Source organism: Shewanella sp. SM73, assembly GCF_025653795.1.
Lineage (GTDB): Bacteria > Pseudomonadota > Gammaproteobacteria > Enterobacterales > Shewanellaceae > Shewanella > Shewanella oncorhynchi.
In genome coordinates, this window is sequence record NZ_JAKKRY010000010.1 from 136,706 (window position 1) to 156,367 (window position 19,662).

16 protein-coding genes are annotated in these 19,662 nt (G+C 47.2%); 8 read left to right on the forward strand and 8 right to left on the reverse strand.

The window, feature by feature from the left end; genetic code table 11:
- Window positions 1-234: 234 nt before the first annotated feature.
- The 3 genes from L5M51_RS14810 to L5M51_RS14820 all read left to right on the forward strand — a co-directional run bounded on the left by L5M51_RS14810 (window position 235) and on the right by L5M51_RS14820 (window position 4,561).
- Window positions 235-1,632, forward strand: a complete 1,398-nt coding sequence (locus tag L5M51_RS14810; protein WP_263173507.1) for an amidohydrolase — start codon at window positions 235-237, stop codon at window positions 1,630-1,632.
- Between the two features lie 137 nt (window positions 1,633-1,769).
- Window positions 1,770-3,101: a M16 family metallopeptidase gene (locus L5M51_RS14815; RefSeq protein WP_219251848.1), complete on the forward strand. Its 1,332-nt coding sequence runs from the start codon at window positions 1,770-1,772 to the stop codon at window positions 3,099-3,101.
- Complete coding sequence (locus L5M51_RS14820; protein WP_219234980.1) at window positions 3,098-4,561, forward strand: M16 family metallopeptidase; 1,464 nt, start codon at window positions 3,098-3,100, stop codon at window positions 4,559-4,561. The genes L5M51_RS14815 and L5M51_RS14820 overlap by 4 nt, the downstream gene beginning before the upstream one ends.
- A gap of 75 nt (window positions 4,562-4,636) precedes the next feature.
- On the opposite strand, the gene L5M51_RS14825 is transcribed toward L5M51_RS14820, so the two are convergent.
- Window positions 4,637-6,664 carry an alpha/beta hydrolase family protein gene (locus tag L5M51_RS14825; RefSeq protein ID WP_263173509.1) on the reverse strand — a complete coding sequence of 676 codons (2,028 nt, stop codon included), beginning with the start codon at window positions 6,662-6,664 and terminating at the stop codon, window positions 4,637-4,639.
- Between the two features lie 212 nt (window positions 6,665-6,876).
- On the opposite strand from L5M51_RS14825, the gene L5M51_RS14830 reads away from it, so the two are divergent.
- Window positions 6,877-7,428 carry a hypothetical protein gene (locus tag L5M51_RS14830; RefSeq protein WP_212599557.1) on the forward strand — a complete coding sequence of 184 codons (552 nt, stop codon included), beginning with the start codon at window positions 6,877-6,879 and terminating at the stop codon, window positions 7,426-7,428.
- 29 nt (window positions 7,429-7,457) lie between these two features.
- Here the strand turns inward: L5M51_RS14830 and trmL are convergent, their stop codons facing one another.
- Entirely contained in the window at window positions 7,458-7,922 is a 465-nt protein-coding gene (gene trmL / locus L5M51_RS14835) for a tRNA (uridine(34)/cytosine(34)/5-carboxymethylaminomethyluridine(34)-2'-O)-methyltransferase TrmL (RefSeq protein WP_006079682.1), read from the reverse strand.
- 193 nt (window positions 7,923-8,115) lie between these two features.
- On the opposite strand from trmL, the gene L5M51_RS14840 reads away from it, so the two are divergent.
- Together L5M51_RS14840 and L5M51_RS14845 are read left to right on the forward strand one after the other, a co-directional pair.
- Window positions 8,116-8,973 carry a DMT family transporter gene (locus L5M51_RS14840; protein WP_263173512.1) on the forward strand — a complete coding sequence of 286 codons (858 nt, stop codon included), beginning with the start codon at window positions 8,116-8,118 and terminating at the stop codon, window positions 8,971-8,973.
- Window positions 8,974-9,001: 28 nt separating this feature from the next.
- Entirely contained in the window at window positions 9,002-9,943 is a 942-nt protein-coding gene (locus L5M51_RS14845; protein ID WP_263173515.1) for a LysR family transcriptional regulator, read from the forward strand.
- On the opposite strand, the gene L5M51_RS14850 is transcribed toward L5M51_RS14845, so the two are convergent.
- Both L5M51_RS14850 and L5M51_RS14855 read right to left on the reverse strand, forming a co-directional pair.
- On the reverse strand, window positions 9,927-10,808 hold the full coding sequence (locus L5M51_RS14850; protein ID WP_263173517.1) for a patatin family protein: 882 nt from the start codon (window positions 10,806-10,808) through the stop codon (window positions 9,927-9,929). The two genes, L5M51_RS14845 and L5M51_RS14850, sit on opposite strands and share 17 nt — an antisense overlap.
- 77 nt (window positions 10,809-10,885) lie before the next feature.
- Window positions 10,886-11,899, reverse strand: coding sequence for a LysR family transcriptional regulator (locus L5M51_RS14855; protein ID WP_263173519.1), 1,014 nt, complete (start codon window positions 11,897-11,899; stop codon window positions 10,886-10,888).
- Window positions 11,900-12,024: 125 nt separating this feature from the next.
- On the opposite strand from L5M51_RS14855, the gene L5M51_RS14860 reads away from it, so the two are divergent.
- Window positions 12,025-14,025 (forward strand): ligand-gated channel protein, encoded by a 2,001-nt coding sequence (locus tag L5M51_RS14860; protein ID WP_263173522.1) that lies wholly within the window; start codon window positions 12,025-12,027, stop codon window positions 14,023-14,025.
- A gap of 53 nt (window positions 14,026-14,078) precedes the next feature.
- Here L5M51_RS14860 and L5M51_RS14865 read toward each other — a convergent pair whose 3' ends face one another.
- The 3 genes from L5M51_RS14865 to L5M51_RS14875 all read right to left on the reverse strand — a co-directional run bounded on the left by L5M51_RS14865 (window position 14,079) and on the right by L5M51_RS14875 (window position 16,770).
- A complete protein-coding gene (locus tag L5M51_RS14865; protein WP_263173524.1) occupies window positions 14,079-15,020 on the reverse strand; it encodes a DUF4424 domain-containing protein in 942 nt (313 codons plus the stop codon).
- Window positions 15,021-15,066: 46 nt separating this feature from the next.
- Window positions 15,067-15,300 carry a hypothetical protein gene (locus tag L5M51_RS14870; RefSeq protein ID WP_011787794.1) on the reverse strand — a complete coding sequence of 78 codons (234 nt, stop codon included), beginning with the start codon at window positions 15,298-15,300 and terminating at the stop codon, window positions 15,067-15,069.
- A 132-nt stretch (window positions 15,301-15,432) separates the two neighbouring features.
- Window positions 15,433-16,770, reverse strand: a complete 1,338-nt coding sequence (locus tag L5M51_RS14875) for a coproporphyrinogen III oxidase family protein (RefSeq protein ID WP_105250563.1) — start codon at window positions 16,768-16,770, stop codon at window positions 15,433-15,435.
- 380 nt (window positions 16,771-17,150) lie between these two features.
- Here L5M51_RS14875 and L5M51_RS14880 point away from each other — a divergent pair, with 380 nt between their 5' ends.
- A complete protein-coding gene (locus L5M51_RS14880) occupies window positions 17,151-18,062 on the forward strand; it encodes a bile acid:sodium symporter family protein (RefSeq protein WP_028759531.1) in 912 nt (303 codons plus the stop codon).
- A 73-nt stretch (window positions 18,063-18,135) separates the two neighbouring features.
- Here L5M51_RS14880 and L5M51_RS14885 read toward each other — a convergent pair whose 3' ends face one another.
- Complete coding sequence (locus L5M51_RS14885) at window positions 18,136-19,527, reverse strand: tetratricopeptide repeat protein (protein WP_263173527.1); 1,392 nt, start codon at window positions 19,525-19,527, stop codon at window positions 18,136-18,138.
- Window positions 19,528-19,662 lie beyond the last annotated feature (135 nt).

Genomic DNA, 19,662 nt, shown 5'->3' on the forward strand with positions numbered 1-19,662 from the left:
AGGACAGCTTTTCCGTTGCCTTGAGTTTCTTTAACTGAGATCCGCCATCCCTATCTTTTTTCAGGTTGATTTATCTAAAAGCTGGATTCCCGCCCACAAACATTGAGGGAATGACGGTTAAAGACAGCCTCTAATGAAGCACAGTCTCTTTTACCTTTATCACTAAATCTATTAACAATTCCTCCTTGTCCGTGTAGTTTAGGTAGCTTATAAAAACAACAATAGGCTATCGCTATGACTTTACCCTCTGTATCACTTGCTGCATCAACATCATTTGAATTTAAGCCCCTAGTAAATAAATCTCATTTTTCCAAGACCTTACTCGCTTCAGCCTTAGCCTTGAGTTTTATGGGCACGGGTTTTAATTCGGTGCAAGCGGCGACCAGTGCTATGCCTGATGCGGCTAAGTTGGCGGCGGGTGTGGAGCAAAAGGTGATCGACTGGCGCCGTGATTTGCATCAACACCCTGAGTTGTCTAACCGTGAGTTTCGCACCAGCAAGATTATTGAAAAACATCTGAAATCCTTAGGATTAGAAGTACAAACGGGTGTGGCGCATACGGGCGTGGTGGCCATTTTGAAAGGCGGGAAGCTGAAGGGCGGCAAGCCTGGTCCGTTGATTGCGATTCGAGCGGATATGGATGCACTGCCTGTGACTGAAGTGGTCGATGTGCCTTTTGCCTCTAAGGTGACAGACACTTATCGCGATCAAAAAGTGGGTGTGATGCATGCCTGTGGTCACGATACTCATGTGGCTATGTTAATGGGCGTGGCCGAAAACTTGGTTAAAGTGAAAGACAGCCTAGCGGGGGATGTGATGTTTATCTTCCAACCCGCTGAAGAAGGTGCGCCAGAGGGTGAAGAGGGTGGCGCGGAATTGATGCTCAAAGAAGGGCTGTTTGCTCAGCGCAAACCCGATCAAGTATTTGGTATGCATGTCACCTCGAGTATGCCGAGCGGCATGATTGGCCTGCGCAGTGGTCCAGCAATGGCGAGTGAAGACTCTTTTACTATCAAAGTGAAAGGCAGCCAAACCCATGGTTCGCGTCCTTGGAATGGGGTCGATCCTATTGTCGCTGCGGCACAAATTATCACTAACGTGCAAACGATCGTCAGCCGTCAGGTGGATATCACTAAAGCGCCGGCGGTGGTGAGTTTTGGTGCGGTCAATGGTGGCATTCGTTCTAACATTATTCCCGATGAAGTCGAGCTGATTGGCACGATTCGTACTTTCGACCAACCCATGCGCGCCGATATTAAACTGCGTTTAGCGCAAATGGCCGAGCTGTCGGCGAAAACCTTAGGGGCGACTGCGACTACTGAGATCCACCAAGGCTATCCTGTGGTGGTTAATAATCCCGAATTAGTCGCCAGTATGCGGCCTGTGCTTGCGAGTGTGGTGGGCGATAAGATGCTGATTGAACCCGGGTTAATCACAGGTGCCGAAGACTTTGCTTACTATGCCTTAGAAACGCCGGGGATGTTTTTCTTCCTCGGGGTGACGCCAAAGGGAACGGACCCTGAAACGGCGGCCAGCAATCATTCGCCGGCATTTTATGTGGATGAAAGCGCGCTAAAAGTGGGCGTTGAGGCCATGACCAAAGTGGCGTTAACGGCGCTCAAAGCCCAATAAGTGGCTAATGCATTATTCCGTAAGCGCAGCGGTATAACTTGAGCTTACAAAAAATCGGCGCGGGATACGCTTCCTGCGCTTGATTTGTTAAACAATTTACCTCTATATGTGGATATTTACAGCAAGGAGCGAACAAGATGAAGCGCACGCTATCGGCTCTGGTTTTGGCCATGGGACTTTTGACCCCCCTAAGCCAAGCACAGGCCACCACGGCAGAAGACATTAAGAGTTTCACGCTAGATAACGGCATGAAAATCATGGTGCTAGAAGATGCCTCAATTCCCAATGCCAACATGTATTTATTTTGGAAGGTCGGTTCACGTAACGAAGTGCCCGGCATTACTGGTATTTCGCACTTTTTCGAACACATGATGTTCAACGGTTCGAAAAAGTACGGCCCAAAAATGTTCGACCGTACTATGGAAGCCGCCGGTGGCGCGAACAATGCGTATACCACTGAAGACATGACGGTTTATACCGATTGGTTCCCCGCCAATGCGCTCGAAACTATGTTCGATCTCGAGGCTGACCGCATCGCTAACTTAGATATCAACCAAGCCATGGTCGATAGCGAACGTGGCGTAGTGCAGTCGGAGCGTTCCACTGGCTTAGAAAACTCTAACTGGAATGCCCTCGAAGGCGAAATCAAAGGCGTGGCGTTTTTAGCCCACCCTTATTCGTGGTCGGTGATCGGTCACGAGTCGGATATCGCCGCTTGGTCGCTGGAAGATTTAGTCCAGTACCATAAAACCTATTATGCGCCGAACAATGCCGTGGTCGTGATTGCTGGCGATGTAAAGCTTGCCCAAGTAAAAGCCTTGGCAGACAAGTACTTTGCGCCTATTCCGGCACAGACTCCGCCTAAAGCGATTCGCACTGTCGAACCTGAGCAAAAGGGTGAGCGTCGCACCTTTGTGCAGAAGGCATCGGTCAGCACACCTAACGTAATGTTGGCGTACCATATTCCGGCGGCAACCCATGCGGATTTTTATGCGCTGGACTTATTAAGCTCGATTCTAAGCCAAGGTAATAGCTCGCGTTTATATCAATCATTGGTTGATAAACAAGTGGCCTTAGAAGCGCAAACCTACATGCCGATGTCGGTCGATCCTAACCTTTTCTATGTGATGGGCGTTGCTACACCTGAGGTGAAAGCCTCGACGCTGGAGCATGCGTTGATTGAACAAATCGATGCGATTGCGACAACTGGCGTGACCCAGCAAGAACTGGATAAAGTTAAAAATATTAAGTTGATGGATTTTTATCGTTCGATGGAAACCATTAATGGTAAGGCTAATACCATAGGCACCTATGAGATGTATTTTGGCAGTTACGACAAGTTATTTAATGCACCTGAAGCCTATAACAAGGTGACGCCTGCGGATATTCAACGAGTTGCCCAAACCTACTTACGTAAATCGAATCGCACTGTGGCTGTGCTGGCGGCAACCGAGGAGTCTTCCCTATGAAATCGACAGCAGTGAAATCACTTAAGATGGCATCACTTGGGAAATCGTCTAAGTTAATGGCAGCATTGGCTTTAGGCACAAGCTTAGTCTTAGCGGGCTGCGCGGCGACATCGGCACCAAAGCGGGTCGATACTGGCAGCTTTGCGATGCCAAGTTACGATAAGTTTGTGTTAGATAACGGCTTAACTGTGTACTTAATGCCGCAGCGCGAAGTGCCGTTAATTACCTTAAATGCCGTGGTACGCGCCGGTGCTGTGAATGACACCACCGCAGGCGTGGCACAAATGACGGCAGAAGGCTTGCTGTTAGGTGCGGCGGGGAAATCTAAGGCGGATATCGAGCAGCAAGTGGATTTTCTCGGTGCAAGCTTAGTGGCCGAAGCGGATAAGGAAGGTAGTTATCTGAGTGCTGACTTTATGGCGAAGGACATTGACTTGATGCTGGGCTTATTTAGCGCGGCGATGTTAACGCCTGATTTTGATGCCGCCGAGTTCGATAAACTCAAACAGCGCGCGATTGCTGGGCTGCAGCAGGATAAAGAAAGCCCGCGGGCTGTGATTGGTCGCTACTTCGATAAGCTCGTATTTGGTGCACATCCTTATGGCAATGCGGCTTCGGGTAACAGTGACTCACTGGAGCAAGTGACAGTGTCACAGCTACGCGCCTTCCATAAGAGTTACTATCAACCTTCCAATACCGCGATAACTGTCGTGGGTGACTTTGATGTGGCGTCGATGAAAGCCAAGCTGACGCATGCCTTTGGTCAGTGGCAGGGCAGCGAAAAGCTGGTGCAGCCTGATTTAAACCAAGGTTTGCCTCAGTTGACCGAGGCCAAAGTCTTGTTGGTGGATAAACCCGATGCAATCGAAACTACTTTTGTGATTGGGGGTTTAGGCATTAGTCGTGACAATCCAGACTATGTAGGTTTAACGGTAGTGAACACTATTTTAGGTGGTCGTTTCACCTCTTGGCTTAACGACGAGCTGCGGGTGAACGCAGGCTTAACCTATGGCGCACGCTCAGGTTTTAGCCCTTATACCGATTCGGGCGTATTCACAATCAGCACTTTCACTAAGACGGAAACCACTCAAGAAGCGATGGATTTAGCCTTAAAAACCTATGCACGTTTATGGGAAAAAGGTGTAGATCAAGCGACCTTAGATTCGGCTAAAGCCTACGTTAAGGGTCAGTTCCCGCCTCAGTTTGAAACCTCAGGGCAGCTGGCGGGGCTCTTATCTGGCATGTATCTATACGGTTTCGATGATAAGTTTATCAATGAGTTCCAAGCTAAGGTGGATGGTTTGACCTTAGAAGAAACCCAAAGGTTAGTGAAAACTTACTTCCCGCAAAAAGATCTGCAATTTGTGCTGATTGGCAATGCGGCTAAGATTGCACCTATTGCCGCTAAGTACGGCAAAGTGCAAACCGTCGATATTAAAGCCACGGGATTTGGCCAATAAGCCATCATTGCGAGGCTTGATTCAATAAAGAAAAGGTCTGCATAGTGCAGACCTTTTGCTTTTCTGTTCTAGGTGCTATTGCGCGCCCGGCTTAGCGTAGTGAGCCATCCAATCTTTCACTTGGTTATACCAATAGATAGAGTTATTGGGTTTCATAACCCAATGATTTTCATCTGGGAAGTAAATCATCCGTGATTCCACATTGCGAGTTTGCAGGGTGCGGAACAGTTCAAAACCTTGTCCCACAGGTACTCGGTAATCGAGTTGGCCATGGCTGACTAAGGTCGGAGTGTTAAAGTTAGCCGCAAAGTAATGCGGAGAAATGGCTTTATACAGCTCAGGATTATCCCAGTAGTTGCCAAATCGGGTGCTGTGCACGGCAAAATCCGACGCCATTTGTGAATACATGTCGTAAACCGCAGCGTGGATCAACAAGGCTTTAAAGGGATGTGGTTGACCTAAAATAATTGAGGTCAGATAACCGCCATAACTTGCGCCACCCGCCACCATGCGGTCGCTGTCTATCCAGCTTTGCTGTTTAAACCAGTCTGCCGCCTTGAGCACATCTTCGAGGGATTTATTCTTCCAATCTGGGTTAATCGCATCGGCAAACGCTTGTCCGAAGCCACTAGATCCATGGAAGTTTGGCCATGCAGTGACATATCCCCAAGAAGCGAAGGTTTGTGCGTTCCAACGGTAATGGAAACCGTCAGTAATGGCGTTGTGTGGCCCGCCGTGAACTAGCATAAAGAGTGGATATTTTTTACTGCGATCGAATCCGGGGGGATAGTGAACCCACATTTGAATATCTTGATTTTGATATCCCTTGTAGGTCACTGATTCGTAAGTGCCTAAATCAACATCTTTGAGAATATCGTCATTAAAATTCTCTAGGCGTACCGTCTTACCATTGCGGGGATTAATGCTGACCAAGCGCGCTGGGTGCAAAAAGCTCTCGTTGGTGGCAATCAGTTCACCGTCTTTGCCTATGGCGGGTTGGCCAAAGTCAGTTGCCTCTGTAATGGCTTTGACTTTACCGTTTTTGGCATCGATATGATAAATGCGGTTAGTGGCGGCATCTTCAATGGTGGCATAAAAGCCTTTACTGTCGGGGGTCCAATTAAATTGGCTGACCGAACGATCCCACTCTGGTGTTAGCGTATTAAGTTTACGGCTATCGATATCCAGTAACATCAGCCTTGAAGTATCGGCATAGAAACCGGGGATTTTCTGACGGGTAAAAGCCAGCGTTTTGCCATTGGGGCTAAAGCTGGGATCAGCATCTGCGGCTTGATTTTCTGGGGTGATATTCTCTGCTTTACCACTGCCAATCGTCGCAAGGAAAATATCCAGTTTAGGGTCGATACGGTTGTCTGAGCCATAAGTACTGAAGGCAATTAAGCCTTCATTAGGTGAAATATCGTAACTTGAACTGCTTTGGCTCGAGCGTGGTAATTCATGGCCGAGCGCTTGCGTCACGGCTTCGACTTCGCCGCCCGAAGCGGGGATCATAAATACATGGGCTTGGCGACGTTCATCTAACCAGTGATCAAACTGAGCGTAGGGCAAAGCGTTCCACTGGCGAGCGGAGACCTTATTATCCTCGTCGGCTTTTAGTTGGGTTTTCATCTCGTCCCATGTTTGATTTGGGAATACATTGCTGATGAAATACAAATGCTTGCCAACCCATTTAATACCATTTACGCCAGTAGGTATGTCGGTTAAGCGTTGCGCTTCACCCGGACCGTCCATAGGCAATAGGTAGATTTGGCCTGCGTCGTCTTCATTTCGCTCACTCACAAAGGCCAAGGTTTTGCCGTCGGGCGAAAACACGGGCTCGCTCACCTTTAACCCTTTGACTGTAATAGCGCGATTATTCTTACCTTCGCCATCAAAACGCCATAACTGGGTCGAACCTTTATCTTCCTTTAGATCATATTCTGTGACTGGCGCAATAATATGCTCACCAGAGGGCGATACGACTGGGCTACCAATACGCTTAAGTTGCCAGAGCAATTCCACCGAGAGCGGTTTACCCTGCTCCGCAAATGCTGAGCCGAATGGCATCAACAGACAGAGCAATAAGATTCCTGTCTTCTTCACTGTGAGTCTCCTTATCATACATATAGTTATAATGATTTTATTTGTGGTGCAGATTCGAGAGTATAGAAACCGAGCATGAAAGCAAACTGAGTGATAACTCATAGCGGGACGCTTTGTGTAAGCATCTGTGAATAGTTGTCGGCTAATTGTGATTTGTTGATGGCAGAATTACAGGCTAATCTAGGGTGAGATTTCGGCTGAGGACTAGGTAGATGCAGAATAAAATCAACCGATTAAGACTATTATGGGGAGTGGCAATTGCACTGAGTGCTGCTATTCCTCTGGCTGCACACGCGGCTAGGGTAAGTTTTAGTGAGTTTTGCCCTCAGTTTACCGGTCAATGGGTGGGCGATGCCGCCAAAGTGGGGGAAGTGCCACGAAAAGTCACAGTCACCGGATTTTGCTCCCATGATAAGCGGCAGCTGTTATTGTCTGTGAGTGTTGGCACGCGTGCGCCCTATAGTGAAACCTGGTGGTTTAGGGAGCAGGGCGAGCAAGTGTTGTTGACCTATTACGATGGCGTGTCCCAAGAGAAGCAGCAAGTCTTTAGCTTATATCGTCAAAATGGCGATTATTCTTTGCTGGGTGAGGGCGTGGTGACTGCTCGGTCTGCGTTAATTCAATTACTGTTCGAGGCAAAGGGGGCGGGTGCTCAAGCTAACGCATGGCAATGGACGCAGAATATTCAATATTTAGACGATGATGTTGATCGCTATCAGCTTTTTCGCGGGATAGAGATGACGCCAGTCGCGCCATCTCCATAGTCGCCAATCCGATTTACCTTCGATAGCGCTTAAAGTGCGCCAGCAAAATCCAGTTGGCGCCATGCTTCATAGCTGATAATTGCCACCGCATTAGACAGATTCAAGCTACGGCTGGTGGCCGCCATGGGGATGCGTAGTCTCTGCTCAGTGGGGATGGATTCGATAATCGCCATCGGTAAACCTCGGGTTTCTGGGCCGAATAGCAGCACATCGTCTTTGGCAAAACTCAGCTCAGTATGCGGGCGACTACCCTTAGTGGTGCAGGCCATAATGCGCTTGCCAGCCATGGCTTCGAGGAAAGCATCGAAGTCTTTATGGCGAGTCACATTGGTTAAGTCGGCATAGTCCAAACCCGCGCGGCGTAGCTTTTTCTCTTCTAGATCAAAACCTAATGGCTCAATCAAATGCAGCTGGCAGCCATTGTTTGCGCAAAGGCGAATGATATTACCTGTGTTAGGTGCGATTTCTGGCTCATAGAGTGCGATATGGAACATACTGGCCCGCCTGTAGAAAATGACGGCCGATTATACGGCAAACGGCGCCCAAGCGCAGTGTCTGTTGTGGGTGGATTTGGCTAAGTTCATGCAATAGAGGTTGTAATCGGTGGAATTGTTAGCTCAAGGCTTGTCTGTTTTATTATCTCAAAGTAATATATCTCAATATCAAGATACTTTTTAAGAAGTCATTATGCCTTTTATTATTGCATTACTTGCTCCTGTATTTTGGGGGACGACCTATGCGTTAGTGAGTCTCTACTTACATGACATGTCGCCCTACTGGGTAGCCGTGTGGCGTGCCTTGCCTGCGGGGATATTAATGCTGATGCTGCGTCCTCGTTTGCCAACTTTGGTTTGGTCAAAGCTTGGTTTGCTGGCTTTTTGTAATATCGGTGCCTTCTTCACTTTGCTATTTATCGGCGCGTATCGTTTGCCGGGCGCGGTGGCGGGAACCTTAGGGGCTACTCTGCCGCTCATCTTCTTAATACTGGCTTGGCTCATTGATAAAAAACGCCCAGGAATGAAGTGGTTATTATTAGGTTTGATGGGATTAGGTGGGGTCATTTTACTGCTTAACCCTTCGGCTGATCTCGATCCTATCGGCGTACTTTGCATGCTGAGTGCCACGACGTTAATTGCCTTTTCTTCTCGCTGGATGCAAAAGTGGGATGTGGGTGACTTTTTAGTGCTGACCGCGTGGCAGCTATTATTAGGCGGTTTGATGTTGATCCCACTGGCTTGGTTTATGGCAGGGCCACCGCAGCTACCGAGTATGACGCTTGTACCTTCACTGATATGGTTAGTGATTGCCAACACCGCTGTTGCCTATTGGGCTTGGCTGTGGTCGATGCGAAACTTAGGGTCAGAAATCATGGGTATGGTCGCTTTAGTCAACCCTGTGATTGCCGTATCATTAGGGGTCATGATTGTGGGGGAAACTTTAGATATGCGCCAATGGATGGGAATCGCGGTGATTTTATTGTCACTGTTATTGATGAAGTTGCCGCAGAATTTAAGGTTAAATCCATTTAAAAAAGTGCAACCCTAGTCATTATTTGGGGGTGAATGAGGCATAGATGCTAAAACGTTTGGATCTGAATTTACTGCCCGTACTCGAAATTCTACTTGAGGAGCAAAGCGTGACCGCCGCTGCTGCGCGGTTGCATTTGAGCCAGTCGGCGGTGAGTAAACAGCTCACACGTCTGAGGGAAGTGTTTGATGATCCTTTATTTGAACGTACCGCCTACGGCCTAAAACCGACCCCCAAGGCTTTGTCACTCGCGCCTGAGTTGCGCCAATGCTTACAGCAATTGGCGCAATTTACTCGGCCGGACACCTTCGAACCCGCCTTGAGCCAACGACAGTTTAGAATGCATTTGGTCGAAACCACCTATTCACTGACCTTTCCCCATTTTATGCCCATGTTGCTCACTCAAGCGCCCGGTGTGAGTCTCAATTGCCAAACGTGGCGACTCGATACCATGGACAGATTACTGCGTTGCGACATCGACTTAGCCATAGGTTGTCGCGAGTGGGACGAGCGCTCGCCCATGCATGTGAATAATATTCCCGATGACTTATGCCATGTTGAGTTAGTGCAAGATTATCCCGTGTGTTTGATGCGTCGTGATCATCCGGCGTTAACACAAGAGTGGAATTTAGATATCTTCTTGAGTTATCGCCATCTGCAAGTGGCCTTTGGCGGTTTAGAGCATTGGTTGCTGGATGATGTGTTACAACTCGAGGGCCGTAAACGGGATATTGCCGTGAATATGACCGACTTTCAGAGTGCTCTCACCCTGTGTGAACAGAGCGATTTAATCCTCTGCGCACCTTCACGCTATGCCTTGGCTGTGATGAAGTCTTTTGAGCTTCAGTCTTTACCATCACCCATCAAGCTGATCCCCGGTGCGTATTTATTGATGTGGCACAAACACTTCGAACACGACTTGAGCCATAAATGGCTGCGAGAGTTGATTATTAGCCAAGTGCTGCGTTCGATTACACCTCAGTTTTAGGCAGTTTTGGTGCGGCTAACCAAGTGATTAATGCGGGCAAGATATTTTGCCCATCTGCTAAGCCTTGCTGATAGACGGCGGTTACTTTCCCGATGTTGCGATCGAGCCGCGATAGGTTAAGTGGTTGCGCTGGGCGGATCACAAAGGCGTTATTATTCGCAACGGCTTGGTTTAACTCGACTAATGCTTGATTATAAACATGATGGCGTTCACTTAGCGCATGGGCAACGGCGGGGTAGTGTTTATAGGTTTTGCGGGCTAACCAATTCATTTTCATCGAGGATTTTTGATAATGCTCATCTTGAGTCAAGATCACGACTTGGCGTGCGTAACCGTCCTTTCGTGATTGCGCTACTGGTATCGGTTCGCCGATGCCGCCATCGAGGTAAGGATTTTGGTTGATCACGCTGGGTTTAGACATAAAAGGCAGGCTAGAGGAGGCAATGAGCACGTCGAGCAATTTATCGTGTTCATTAAAATCGGCCATCCCAAAGTAATCGGTTTTTCCTGTGTTGCAGTTAAAGGCGCCGGCCTTGAATTCGGTATTACTATTTAAAAATGTATCAAAATCAAATGGCAGCAACTCATAAGCCATGTGACGGTAGGTAAAGTCTGTATTGACATAATTACCCGTTGCCAGCCAATGGCGGATGCCCATATAGCGTTTGTCATTGAGATATTGCTGCTGAATGTGGAGATTGCGACCAAATTGGCGGGATACATAGGACGCGGGATAAATGGCACCTGCAGATACCCCAATTACATAGTTGAAGTGAAGTGACTGCTGTAAAAACGCGTCTAATACACCTGCGGTATAAATGGCCCTGAGGCCACCACCTTCCAACACTAAGGCCACATCTTTCATCGAGTTACATCTTTTTATCGGTTTATCACCGCAGAATACCCCAGCTTAGCGCAGAAATGAATGCGTGTAAGGTATCCTCAAGATGCGTGACCAACATCAAGATGATGTGACTTTTTCTTAGTTTTAATTGGTAAGATATTGGTTACGTTATCGATTACGCCATCTTTTTGATGGCTCAGGTTAACATGATAAGCTTGGTGAAAATCTGTCTGATTAAAGTATTGACTAAGTGCATTGAGCGCTTCTTTCACTTTTGCGGGCTGCTTATCCCGTGCCGACGTTACGCTATAAACACTGTAGGTATTGAGTGACCATTCGGGTAATAGGGTGACCAGTTGGCCGCTTTCGAGGTATTTGTGCACTTCAGGTTCGGGCAGGGCGGCAAATCCTAGACCATCGAGTGTGAGTTGAATTAACGCCTGCATATTGTTGACGCTAATTCGCTGGCTTGTCAGTTCAAAACACTCTTGGCTGAAGGCGTGGGTTAAGATATCGCCTTTAGCATAAGTGTGATAGATCCGATTTAATTCAGTTAACTCCGTTGGGTGGCTAAGGTTTTTATGCATTGCCAGATAATTAGGTGAGGCGCACAGTAACATACGCCAATCGGCTAAATGGCGGGCAATTAGGTTGGAATCCGATAAGGGGCCGATGCAAATCGCCAGATCGATACCGTCGTTGACTATATCTATCGGGCCATCTTGCAGCAGTAAATTCAAACTTATCTGTGGATGTGCTGCCAACAGGTAATTAAAAGGTTCGCTTAACAAGCCGCCGCCAAATCCTATAGGCGCGGCAATCTTTAATTCCCCTGATGGAATACCTTTCAAGTTATTAAGTTTCTGCTCTGTGCTTTCGACTATCGCTATGACCTTGCGGCAATTCTCGTAGAACAAACTGCCCGCTTCGGTGAGTGTGAGGTTGCGGGTATTGCGGTGGAACAGGCTGATCCCCATGTCCATTTCGAGCTTGGTCACTTGCTGACTTACCGCCGACGAGCTGAGATTTAATTGCTGTGCTGCGGCACTCATTGAGCCCTTTTCTGCGATTGTCGCAAAAACGATCATCCCTTTGATCATGTTTTTATTCATTTTTAAGTAACTCTTACAAGTGAATACCTAAAGTCTAACTTGAGCTGATTGTAACATAGAGATACATTGCCGTATTGAAAATTGTTCTCATTTACAATCTTTGCTCTAATGGAGACTTGTCGGTTATGTTGTTAAGTCGTAAGAAGTACCTCGCTCAAGTGATCACCGCTTTATGTTTGTTGCCCACAGTACCAGTAACAAATGCCCTTGCGGATACCGCGTCAGATAAAGAAAAGATGATGGAAAGAATCGTGGTGACTGCATCGGGATTTGAACAGCAAATTCGCGATGCGCCAGCTTCTATCAGCGTGATCACCCGTGAGGATCTGGATAACCGCTTCTACCGCGACTTAACCGATGCCATGTTAGAAGTGCCCGGCGTAGTGATTACGGGCGGTGCAGACCGTCAGGATATCAGTCTGCGGGGCATGGGTAGTCAATACACGTTAATTTTAGTGGATGGTAAACGCCAATCCTCGCGCGAGACACGGACCAACAGTGACGGCCCAGGCGTTGAAGGCGCTTGGACACCACCATTGGCTGCTATCGATAGAATTGAGATCGTTCGTGGGCCTATGTCGTCACTTTATGGTTCGGATGCCATTGGTGGGGTAATTAACATTATCACTCGCAAAGTGCCAAACGAATGGCAGGGTGAGGTGCGACTCGACAGCACTTTGCAGGAAAAATCTGACTCGGGAAATGTGTATCAAGGCAACTTTTTCGTCAACGGTGGTTTGATCAAAGATCTGCTAGGGATGCAACTTTATGGTCAATATACCCAGCGTGAAGAAGATCAAATCTATGGTGGTTACCGAGGTCGCGATGCGACTAACTTGACCGCGAGATTTGCGCTCACACCCAATGAAAATCACGATATCATGTTTGAAGTTGGTACTTCTAACCAAGAACTCGACAGCAGTTTAGGTAAAACCGTCACACCGTTAGCACCGGGCGAAGCCTGTGGCCGTCGCGGTTGCCCTGAATCTTCAACGACAGAATATGAAAACAGTACCTTCTCCCTTTCACATACAGGTCGTTGGGACTTTGGTACTTCGGATAGTTATATCAAGCATGAAGTGTTTGATAATAAATCCCGTAAGATGAAAATCACAAACACGGATGCGCAATCTAGCCTTATCACTACGTTAGGCCAAAGTCATACCGCGACCTTTGGCGCAGCATTCAACCATCAAGATCTCATTGACGAAACAGGTAACCAAGTGAGTGACTTAACTGATATTAGTCGCAAACAATGGTCGGTGTTTTCAGAGGATGAATGGCGCATTGTCGATAGCTTTGCTCTGACCATGGGGCTGCGTTTGGATGATGATGAAAACTTTGGTAATCATGTCAGTCCGCGCGTTTATGGCGTGTGGGGATTAACCGACAGCACCACCTTAAAGGGCGGTGTATCAACAGGGTTTAGGGCGCCGAGTTTACGCCAGACAGTGCCCGACTGGGGACAAGTCAGCCGCGGTGGCAATATGTACGGTAATCCAGATTTACAACCTGAAACTTCAGTTAACTATGAGTTAGGTTTGTATTCTGATCTGACCGAGAGCATTACCGCCAGCGCGGGTGTGTTCTATAACGAGTTTAATGACAAGATCACCCGTGTAGCTTGTCCTGCGACTCAATGTACCGATGGTCCAAATCAATTTGGTTCTAATCCGACGACTTATGTGAATGTCGACGAAGCTGTGACCCAAGGGATTGAACTGAGTATCGACTATCGCATCCGCTCAAACTTGAGTTTGACGGGTAACTATACCTATACGGATTCGGAGCAAAAGACAGGTGTTTATAAAGGTAGCCCATTGAATCAATTGCCTAAGCATTTGATCCAAGCGTCTTTCAACTACGAGCCTATTGATAATTTAAGCACTTGGTTGAGGGTGAACTACCGTGGCGAAGAGAGCCAACCGACGACAGGACCTTCATCGAGCAGTTTAATCGCCCCTTCTTATACTCTGCTGGATTTGGGGGCTAACTACCAGTTGAACGATAGCCTGAAATTTAGCGCGGGCATTTATAACGCCTTCGATAAGGAAATTACCCAAGAGGAATACGGTTATATCGAAGATGGCCGCCGTTACTGGTTAGGTATGACCTATAGTTTTTAAATTAAAAATAGCAAGTTATAAAGAGGCCAGCACTTAGCTGGCTTCTTTTTTGATTATTCAAAATTCGGTTTACGAATAAACAGGATGCTGAGATCTTGCTTTGGCGTGAACTGTTTTTGCTGGAATTCAAAGGTGAGTGGATCGGTTTTTTTAAGCTCGCCATCAAAACACAGGCTAATGAGATCTGTGGGCTGGGATTTTTTAATAGTGAGTTTGAAGTCCTTAATCGCCCCTTGCCAGTTATTGGCCGTGACCAAAATATAGCTAAGGTGGCTCCATTCCACGCCATATTCAACATCTTCGCCGTCTTGTTTGACAACGAGATTACGCTTCCGAATACCTTGCTTGGCGCTTTCATCTAAACAGGCCAGTTCAGTGTAAGTATCGATAATACTATTGGCAGTATCGGGGATGCCCGTTGAGAGGCTTGGCGTGTAACTGTGGCTGATGGAGACAGATTGGCCCGCGGGAAAGGTTTGTTCCCACACAAAGTAATCGCTTAGGGTAAAGGCGATTTGTTGGTCCTCATCTAACCATTGCTTGGGGAGCGCGGGTTTGCCCTCGGGGACTTCGGCATATTCGGCAAAGTAAGCGACTTCATCTACACCCCAGCCAAGCTGTTTCAGCTCGGTTGAAATATCGGTTTTATCGGCAAGTTGGGCAACCAGCCTGTGCTGAGTTGGCAGGGTATTACCATTCACTTTAAGGGTGAAATTATCAATGCTGCTGTGATCAGCGGAGCCAAAAAACATCGGCGGCATGGGGAAAGCGATGGGGACGATAAGATCCTGCGAACTGGTGTTGGTAAACACATAATCGACCCTGACTTCGGTCTCGCTGATGAAGAGGGACTCTTTATCCATACTGATATTAGGCTGATATTTCAAGGTAATAGAGCCATTAGCATCGCCAAAACTACTGTCGTTGGCAGAGACCGTTTCTCCGTAGACGAGTAAAACTATAGTAAAAAGGGGTATGGCTAAGTGTGCTGACATGAACTTCTTAACTCTAGTTGGATGTTTTAGTATCAATGGGGAACGATTATTGCGCGCGGGCGAGGTCGATGGCCGCACTTATCGCATTTCGCGCTTGTGGGCTATTTTTCCAGCAAGTGGTGCGCAGCATGCTGGCGACTAAGTTAGCAATATCATCCACTTCGTGTTGGGCGAGTTGTTGTAGCGAGCTGATGCCAATTTCTTCGAAGCGTTTAATTACTGTCGGGCCAACGCCTTTGAGTGCTAATAAGGCTTGTTTTTCTTGTTCATTAAAACCCATAACGAATACTCCTTTATTGTTGGGATTGTGCTCAATTAATAGTACTGGGCAAGATTACCTTTAAACCGAGTTAACAAAAAGGCCCTCGAAGGGCCTGTTTAGTCTTTATGAATCAACAATCATCAATAAGTGTTACATATCACAGGGTTTGAGTGGTTTACGCAACTGGGCGCGCACGTTATCCATGCCTGAGTAAAACTCTTTCATCATCAATAGACCCATCATCTTGCCGTTGTCGGTGACGATCAGATTGTCGGGATCTGTTGGGTCGTTTTTGATGGCGCCAATCAGTTTCATCGACGTCATTTCTTTAAATAAGGCGGTATCTAAATTGACGCCAAAGGTTTCGCGGAAATATTTACGCGATAAACGGCCGGAGAACATGCCCAGCAAAAAGCGATATTGCATCACGTCTTTTTTGCTGTAGTTCTTTTGTTGCTCGACACCCATTTGACCCGCTGCGATGCGTTCTTGGTACTTACGTAGCGAGAAAGTGTTCACATAAAGCGTGTCATTTAAGAAACTAAATGAGCCCGAACCTACCCCTAAGTATTCGTCGTAATCAATAACGTATTCGTCAAATCCTTCGTCATCGGTTTTACCAAATGCCCATGCAGACAATTGATTATATTGACCATTAAGACTGTTTAATATTTGGCGATATTGGTTTGCCATATCCGCTTGCGGCGCCGCTAATTTGCCTTTAACGCTCTTACGGGTTTGATGAGTGATCATCAGCGGATAGGTGGTAATTTGTCTTGGATCTAAGCGTGATGCCATGTCGAGATCGTGTTGGATCACTTCATCGGTTTGGCCGCGGAAACCAAAAATCAGGTCGACGTTGATAATAGGGAACAACTCTTTGGCACCCATGATCTTGTCGAAGGTTTGCTGACCCGTGCCGAATTTATCGAGTCGGTCGGTCATTTTTAAAATATCGTCATTAAAGCTTTGTACGCCGATAGACATGCGATCCACTAAGCCTTTGAGCTGTTTAAAGCCTGGGCTGTCTAAATGCTGCGGATCGGACTCGCAGGAGACTTCTTTAATGCTAGGAAATAGGGTTTTAGCGTGTTCTATGGTACGGGCTAATTCGTCTTCTAATACCGTGGTGGTACCACCACCAATGTACATAGATTCAAAGTCATAGCCGAGGGCCTTGACCATTTCCATCTCTTTACGTAATGAGATGAAGTAGGCACGCGCCTTGTCTTCCTTAAACATAAAACGGTGGAAAGTACAGTAAGAGCACAGGGTATGGCAGAAGGGAATATGTGCGTATAGCATATATTTTTTGCCTTCCACCGGTGCTGGCATCATTTCTGCGGAAAGCGTATCGAGGCGAAGATTCTTATCGACATAGTACTGCATGACCCGTTCCATCGAGCCGAGCATCCAGTTAGGGACGGTAATATTCGCTTGATAAGGCGTTGCGATAGCGCCGCTGAGCGTTTGAATAACTGATGACATAACGATTCCTATCTGAGAGTGCTAACCGTAAACACCGAAATTGCTTTAGGTAATTCACGACCACCTAGCGCAATAAGACTACCTCGTATGTAATTGTTAAAACGTGAACTGGTTATAAGTTACGGTTTCCTAACAAGGAAATCACGGGCTTTTTGTTAAGCAGATCATGTTTTAGCGATTGAGAATGCATTTTTATCATGCATTTTTTAGCGGAATTTATTGTAGATTTGCGGGGTTAGCTTGCCGGGTCAGTCTAAATGCTGAGATTGAAAATCACCATTCTAGGCATTTTGTTGCTGGCGGATTAGCGCTTGTCTATCCAAGGGACGGCTGTCATCATCCGAGCAATAAAAATAACCTCTTGATGTAAAGGGCCCACTATGTTGGCAAACGTAAACCGCTTCTTCCCGCTGTTGGCACTGATAGGCGCAATGACAGCTTATCTGATGCCGAGTTGGTTTACTGAGCTTAAATCCGCCATAGTGCCGCTGTTGGTGATCATCATGCTATCTATGGGGCTCACTTTAGATCTTCAGGATTTTGCTAATGCATTCAAACAGAAACGTGCGGTACTCGCAGGACTCGTGCTGCAATTTTCGGTCATGCCGCTCAGCGCATTATTGATCAGCCTGTTATTAGGATTAGATAGGGAACTCACCATAGGCATGGTGCTAGTAGGCAGTGTTGCAGGCGGCACCGCCTCAAACGTGGTCTGTTATTTAGCGAAAGGCGACGTGGCTTTATCGATAACCATGACGGCACTATCAACCTTAGCGGGCGTGGTGTTAACACCACTGATTATTAAGCTGTTGATTGGGGAAATGATCGATATACCCTTCGCCGATATGCTGCTGAGTTTAGTGAAAATTGTGCTGATCCCTGTCAGCGTTGGCGTGATTATCAATCATTTTTTTAAATCGCTGGTGGCTAAAGTCGCTCCTGCATTGCCACTGATTTCTATCTTGGCAATTGTGATGGCGATTACGATTATCGTGGCGTTAAATGCCAATCAGTTTGATAAAGTTGGCCCGATTATTCTGCTTGCCGTGTTCTTACATAATGGCCTTGGTCTCGCCTTAGGCTATTTCTGTTGCCGTTTATTAGGCTTTAACCACACAGTTTGTAAAACTATCTCTATCGAAGTTGGCCTACAAAACTCCGGTCTCGCCACTGCTTTATGTATTAAATTCTTTAGTCCTATTTCTGCCATTCCCAGCGCGATATTTTCGATATGGCATAATTTGTCTGGCGCCATGTTGGCGGGATATTGGGCGAGGGAATCGCAAGATTAATAAGATGTTGCTGTCGAAAATAGACAATGCCTGTAACCTGAGCAAGCGCGGCCACAGGCTTAAATTGCTGTGACTAATTAACCGGTAATGGGGTCTCGACGGGCATGAGTGTTAGCTGCAAGATATTTTCTTGCCGGCTTAATGCCAGTGGCAGTGTGTAGTTGGGAAAGCGTAATCCGAATACGGCACCTTGTTGTAACAAGTGATACAGCTGATCTGTCATGGTAATCGTTAAACTGGCGCAGCCATGTTCATCGACTCTGCCTTCTAGTGGTAAGGCGATTTTGTCAGCTAAGGTTAGATACGCCGCCATACGCCAGTGAGAGTTTTCTCCAATATTGTATGTGCTGCCATGCAGTTGGTTGTAGCCTAAACCACAGGCCTGCAAGCTTAATTGGGTTTTGGCCGCTGTTGGCAGCGAAATAATCTGTTGTCGCTGCTGTGCCAGAAACTTACCCCACGCCAGGCGATGAATAACTGAGTCCAGTGAGATGGGAACATACTGATCTTGCTGTTTTAGTGCATTAAAGCGGGCAATGCCCTGTTCCAATTTCGTGAGATCATTTTCGTATTCCAGTTGTGCATTAAGCAGATTATATGCGGGCGTTTTAGCTTGTTCCATGCCGGCTAACGCCGCTTTCTCGTAGTATGCCAGTGCTTTCACTTTATCGGCTTCTGCGCCCAAACCGCGCTCTTCCATACTGCCTAAATGATAGTTAGCGATGGCAACTTGACGCTTAGCACCTTGTAAAAATGCGGCTTTCGCGCCGCTGTAGTCATTTTCATTCAACAGTAGGGCGCCGTAGTTTGTCCACGCCGTACCGTCATCTGCTGCCATACCCAATTCTAGCCACTTTATGGCTTGCTGGCGTAACTGCGAGATGTTGAGGCTTTCTCTTTCGCTGCCGACACTTTGCATCGCCATTAAGTAAGCGCGCAGATACTCGCGTGAGGCATTATCCAGATAGAGGTTATCGGGCTGGAGTTCAAAGGCTTGCCCAAAGTAACTCCCCGCTTGCTGCGCCGCAGTGATTGCTTTCGCTAGATAGAACCTTGAGCTGGGATCTGCCGGACTGTGTGCTCGTCCTAGGTTATATAAGGTCGGTAGTTTAAGACCCCGCGCCAGCGCTTCTTCTAACAAGGGGATGGCCTGTGTTTTTCGATCATTATCCAGCGCCATGCTGCCTAGATTATGGCTGGCACGGGCCGAACCTAAGGCTCTGGCTTGTTCATAGTATTGGCTGGCGGTGGCATTGTCTTGCGTGACGCCACGGCCGAGATGGTAGGCTTTACCCAGTAAGAATAACGCCTCAGCATTGTTCTCTGCTGCTTGCTGCTGTGCTTGTTGCAAGAAAGCGTCGTATTGTTGTTGCTCAAATAGCTGTTCCAGCGCGGACTTTTCTGCAGTTGCTGCAAAGCTTACTGTCAACAGTAATAGGAGAGTCGCAATAGTGAATATCTTCATAACATCCTTGTCGTTAAGCGGGTACTTGTAAGTGGTAGTGCTAGTGAAGTTGTTTAACGTAGAGGCTTGTTATGCTACAAGCAAGCCTTGCGGTTTACCACTGTGTTATGGATCGGTGGATGAATTGCAGCGGTA

Bases quoted from the DNA above. Each gene is read 5' to 3' on its own strand.
- L5M51_RS14810 (WP_263173507.1), top strand. From the start codon at position 235: ATGACTTTACCCTCTGTATCACTTGCTGCATCAACATCATTTGAATTT.
- L5M51_RS14815 (WP_219251848.1), top strand. From the start codon at position 1,770: ATGAAGCGCACGCTATCGGCTCTGGTTTTGGCCATGGGACTTTTGACC.
- L5M51_RS14820 (WP_219234980.1), top strand. From the start codon at position 3,098: ATGAAATCGACAGCAGTGAAATCACTTAAGATGGCATCACTTGGGAAA.
- L5M51_RS14830 (WP_212599557.1), top strand. From the start codon at position 6,877: ATGCAGAATAAAATCAACCGATTAAGACTATTATGGGGAGTGGCAATT.
- trmL (WP_006079682.1), bottom strand. From the start codon at position 7,922: ATGTTCCATATCGCACTCTATGAGCCAGAAATCGCACCTAACACAGGT.
- L5M51_RS14840 (WP_263173512.1), top strand. From the start codon at position 8,116: ATGCCTTTTATTATTGCATTACTTGCTCCTGTATTTTGGGGGACGACC.
- L5M51_RS14845 (WP_263173515.1), top strand. From the start codon at position 9,002: ATGCTAAAACGTTTGGATCTGAATTTACTGCCCGTACTCGAAATTCTA.
- L5M51_RS14850 (WP_263173517.1), bottom strand. From the start codon at position 10,808: ATGAAAGATGTGGCCTTAGTGTTGGAAGGTGGTGGCCTCAGGGCCATT.
- L5M51_RS14855 (WP_263173519.1), bottom strand. From the start codon at position 11,899: ATGAATAAAAACATGATCAAAGGGATGATCGTTTTTGCGACAATCGCA.
- L5M51_RS14860 (WP_263173522.1), top strand. From the start codon at position 12,025: ATGTTGTTAAGTCGTAAGAAGTACCTCGCTCAAGTGATCACCGCTTTA.
- L5M51_RS14865 (WP_263173524.1), bottom strand. From the start codon at position 15,020: ATGTCAGCACACTTAGCCATACCCCTTTTTACTATAGTTTTACTCGTC.
- L5M51_RS14870 (WP_011787794.1), bottom strand. From the start codon at position 15,300: ATGGGTTTTAATGAACAAGAAAAACAAGCCTTATTAGCACTCAAAGGC.
- L5M51_RS14875 (WP_105250563.1), bottom strand. From the start codon at position 16,770: ATGTCATCAGTTATTCAAACGCTCAGCGGCGCTATCGCAACGCCTTAT.
- L5M51_RS14880 (WP_028759531.1), top strand. From the start codon at position 17,151: ATGTTGGCAAACGTAAACCGCTTCTTCCCGCTGTTGGCACTGATAGGC.
- L5M51_RS14885 (WP_263173527.1), bottom strand. From the start codon at position 19,527: ATGAAGATATTCACTATTGCGACTCTCCTATTACTGTTGACAGTAAGC.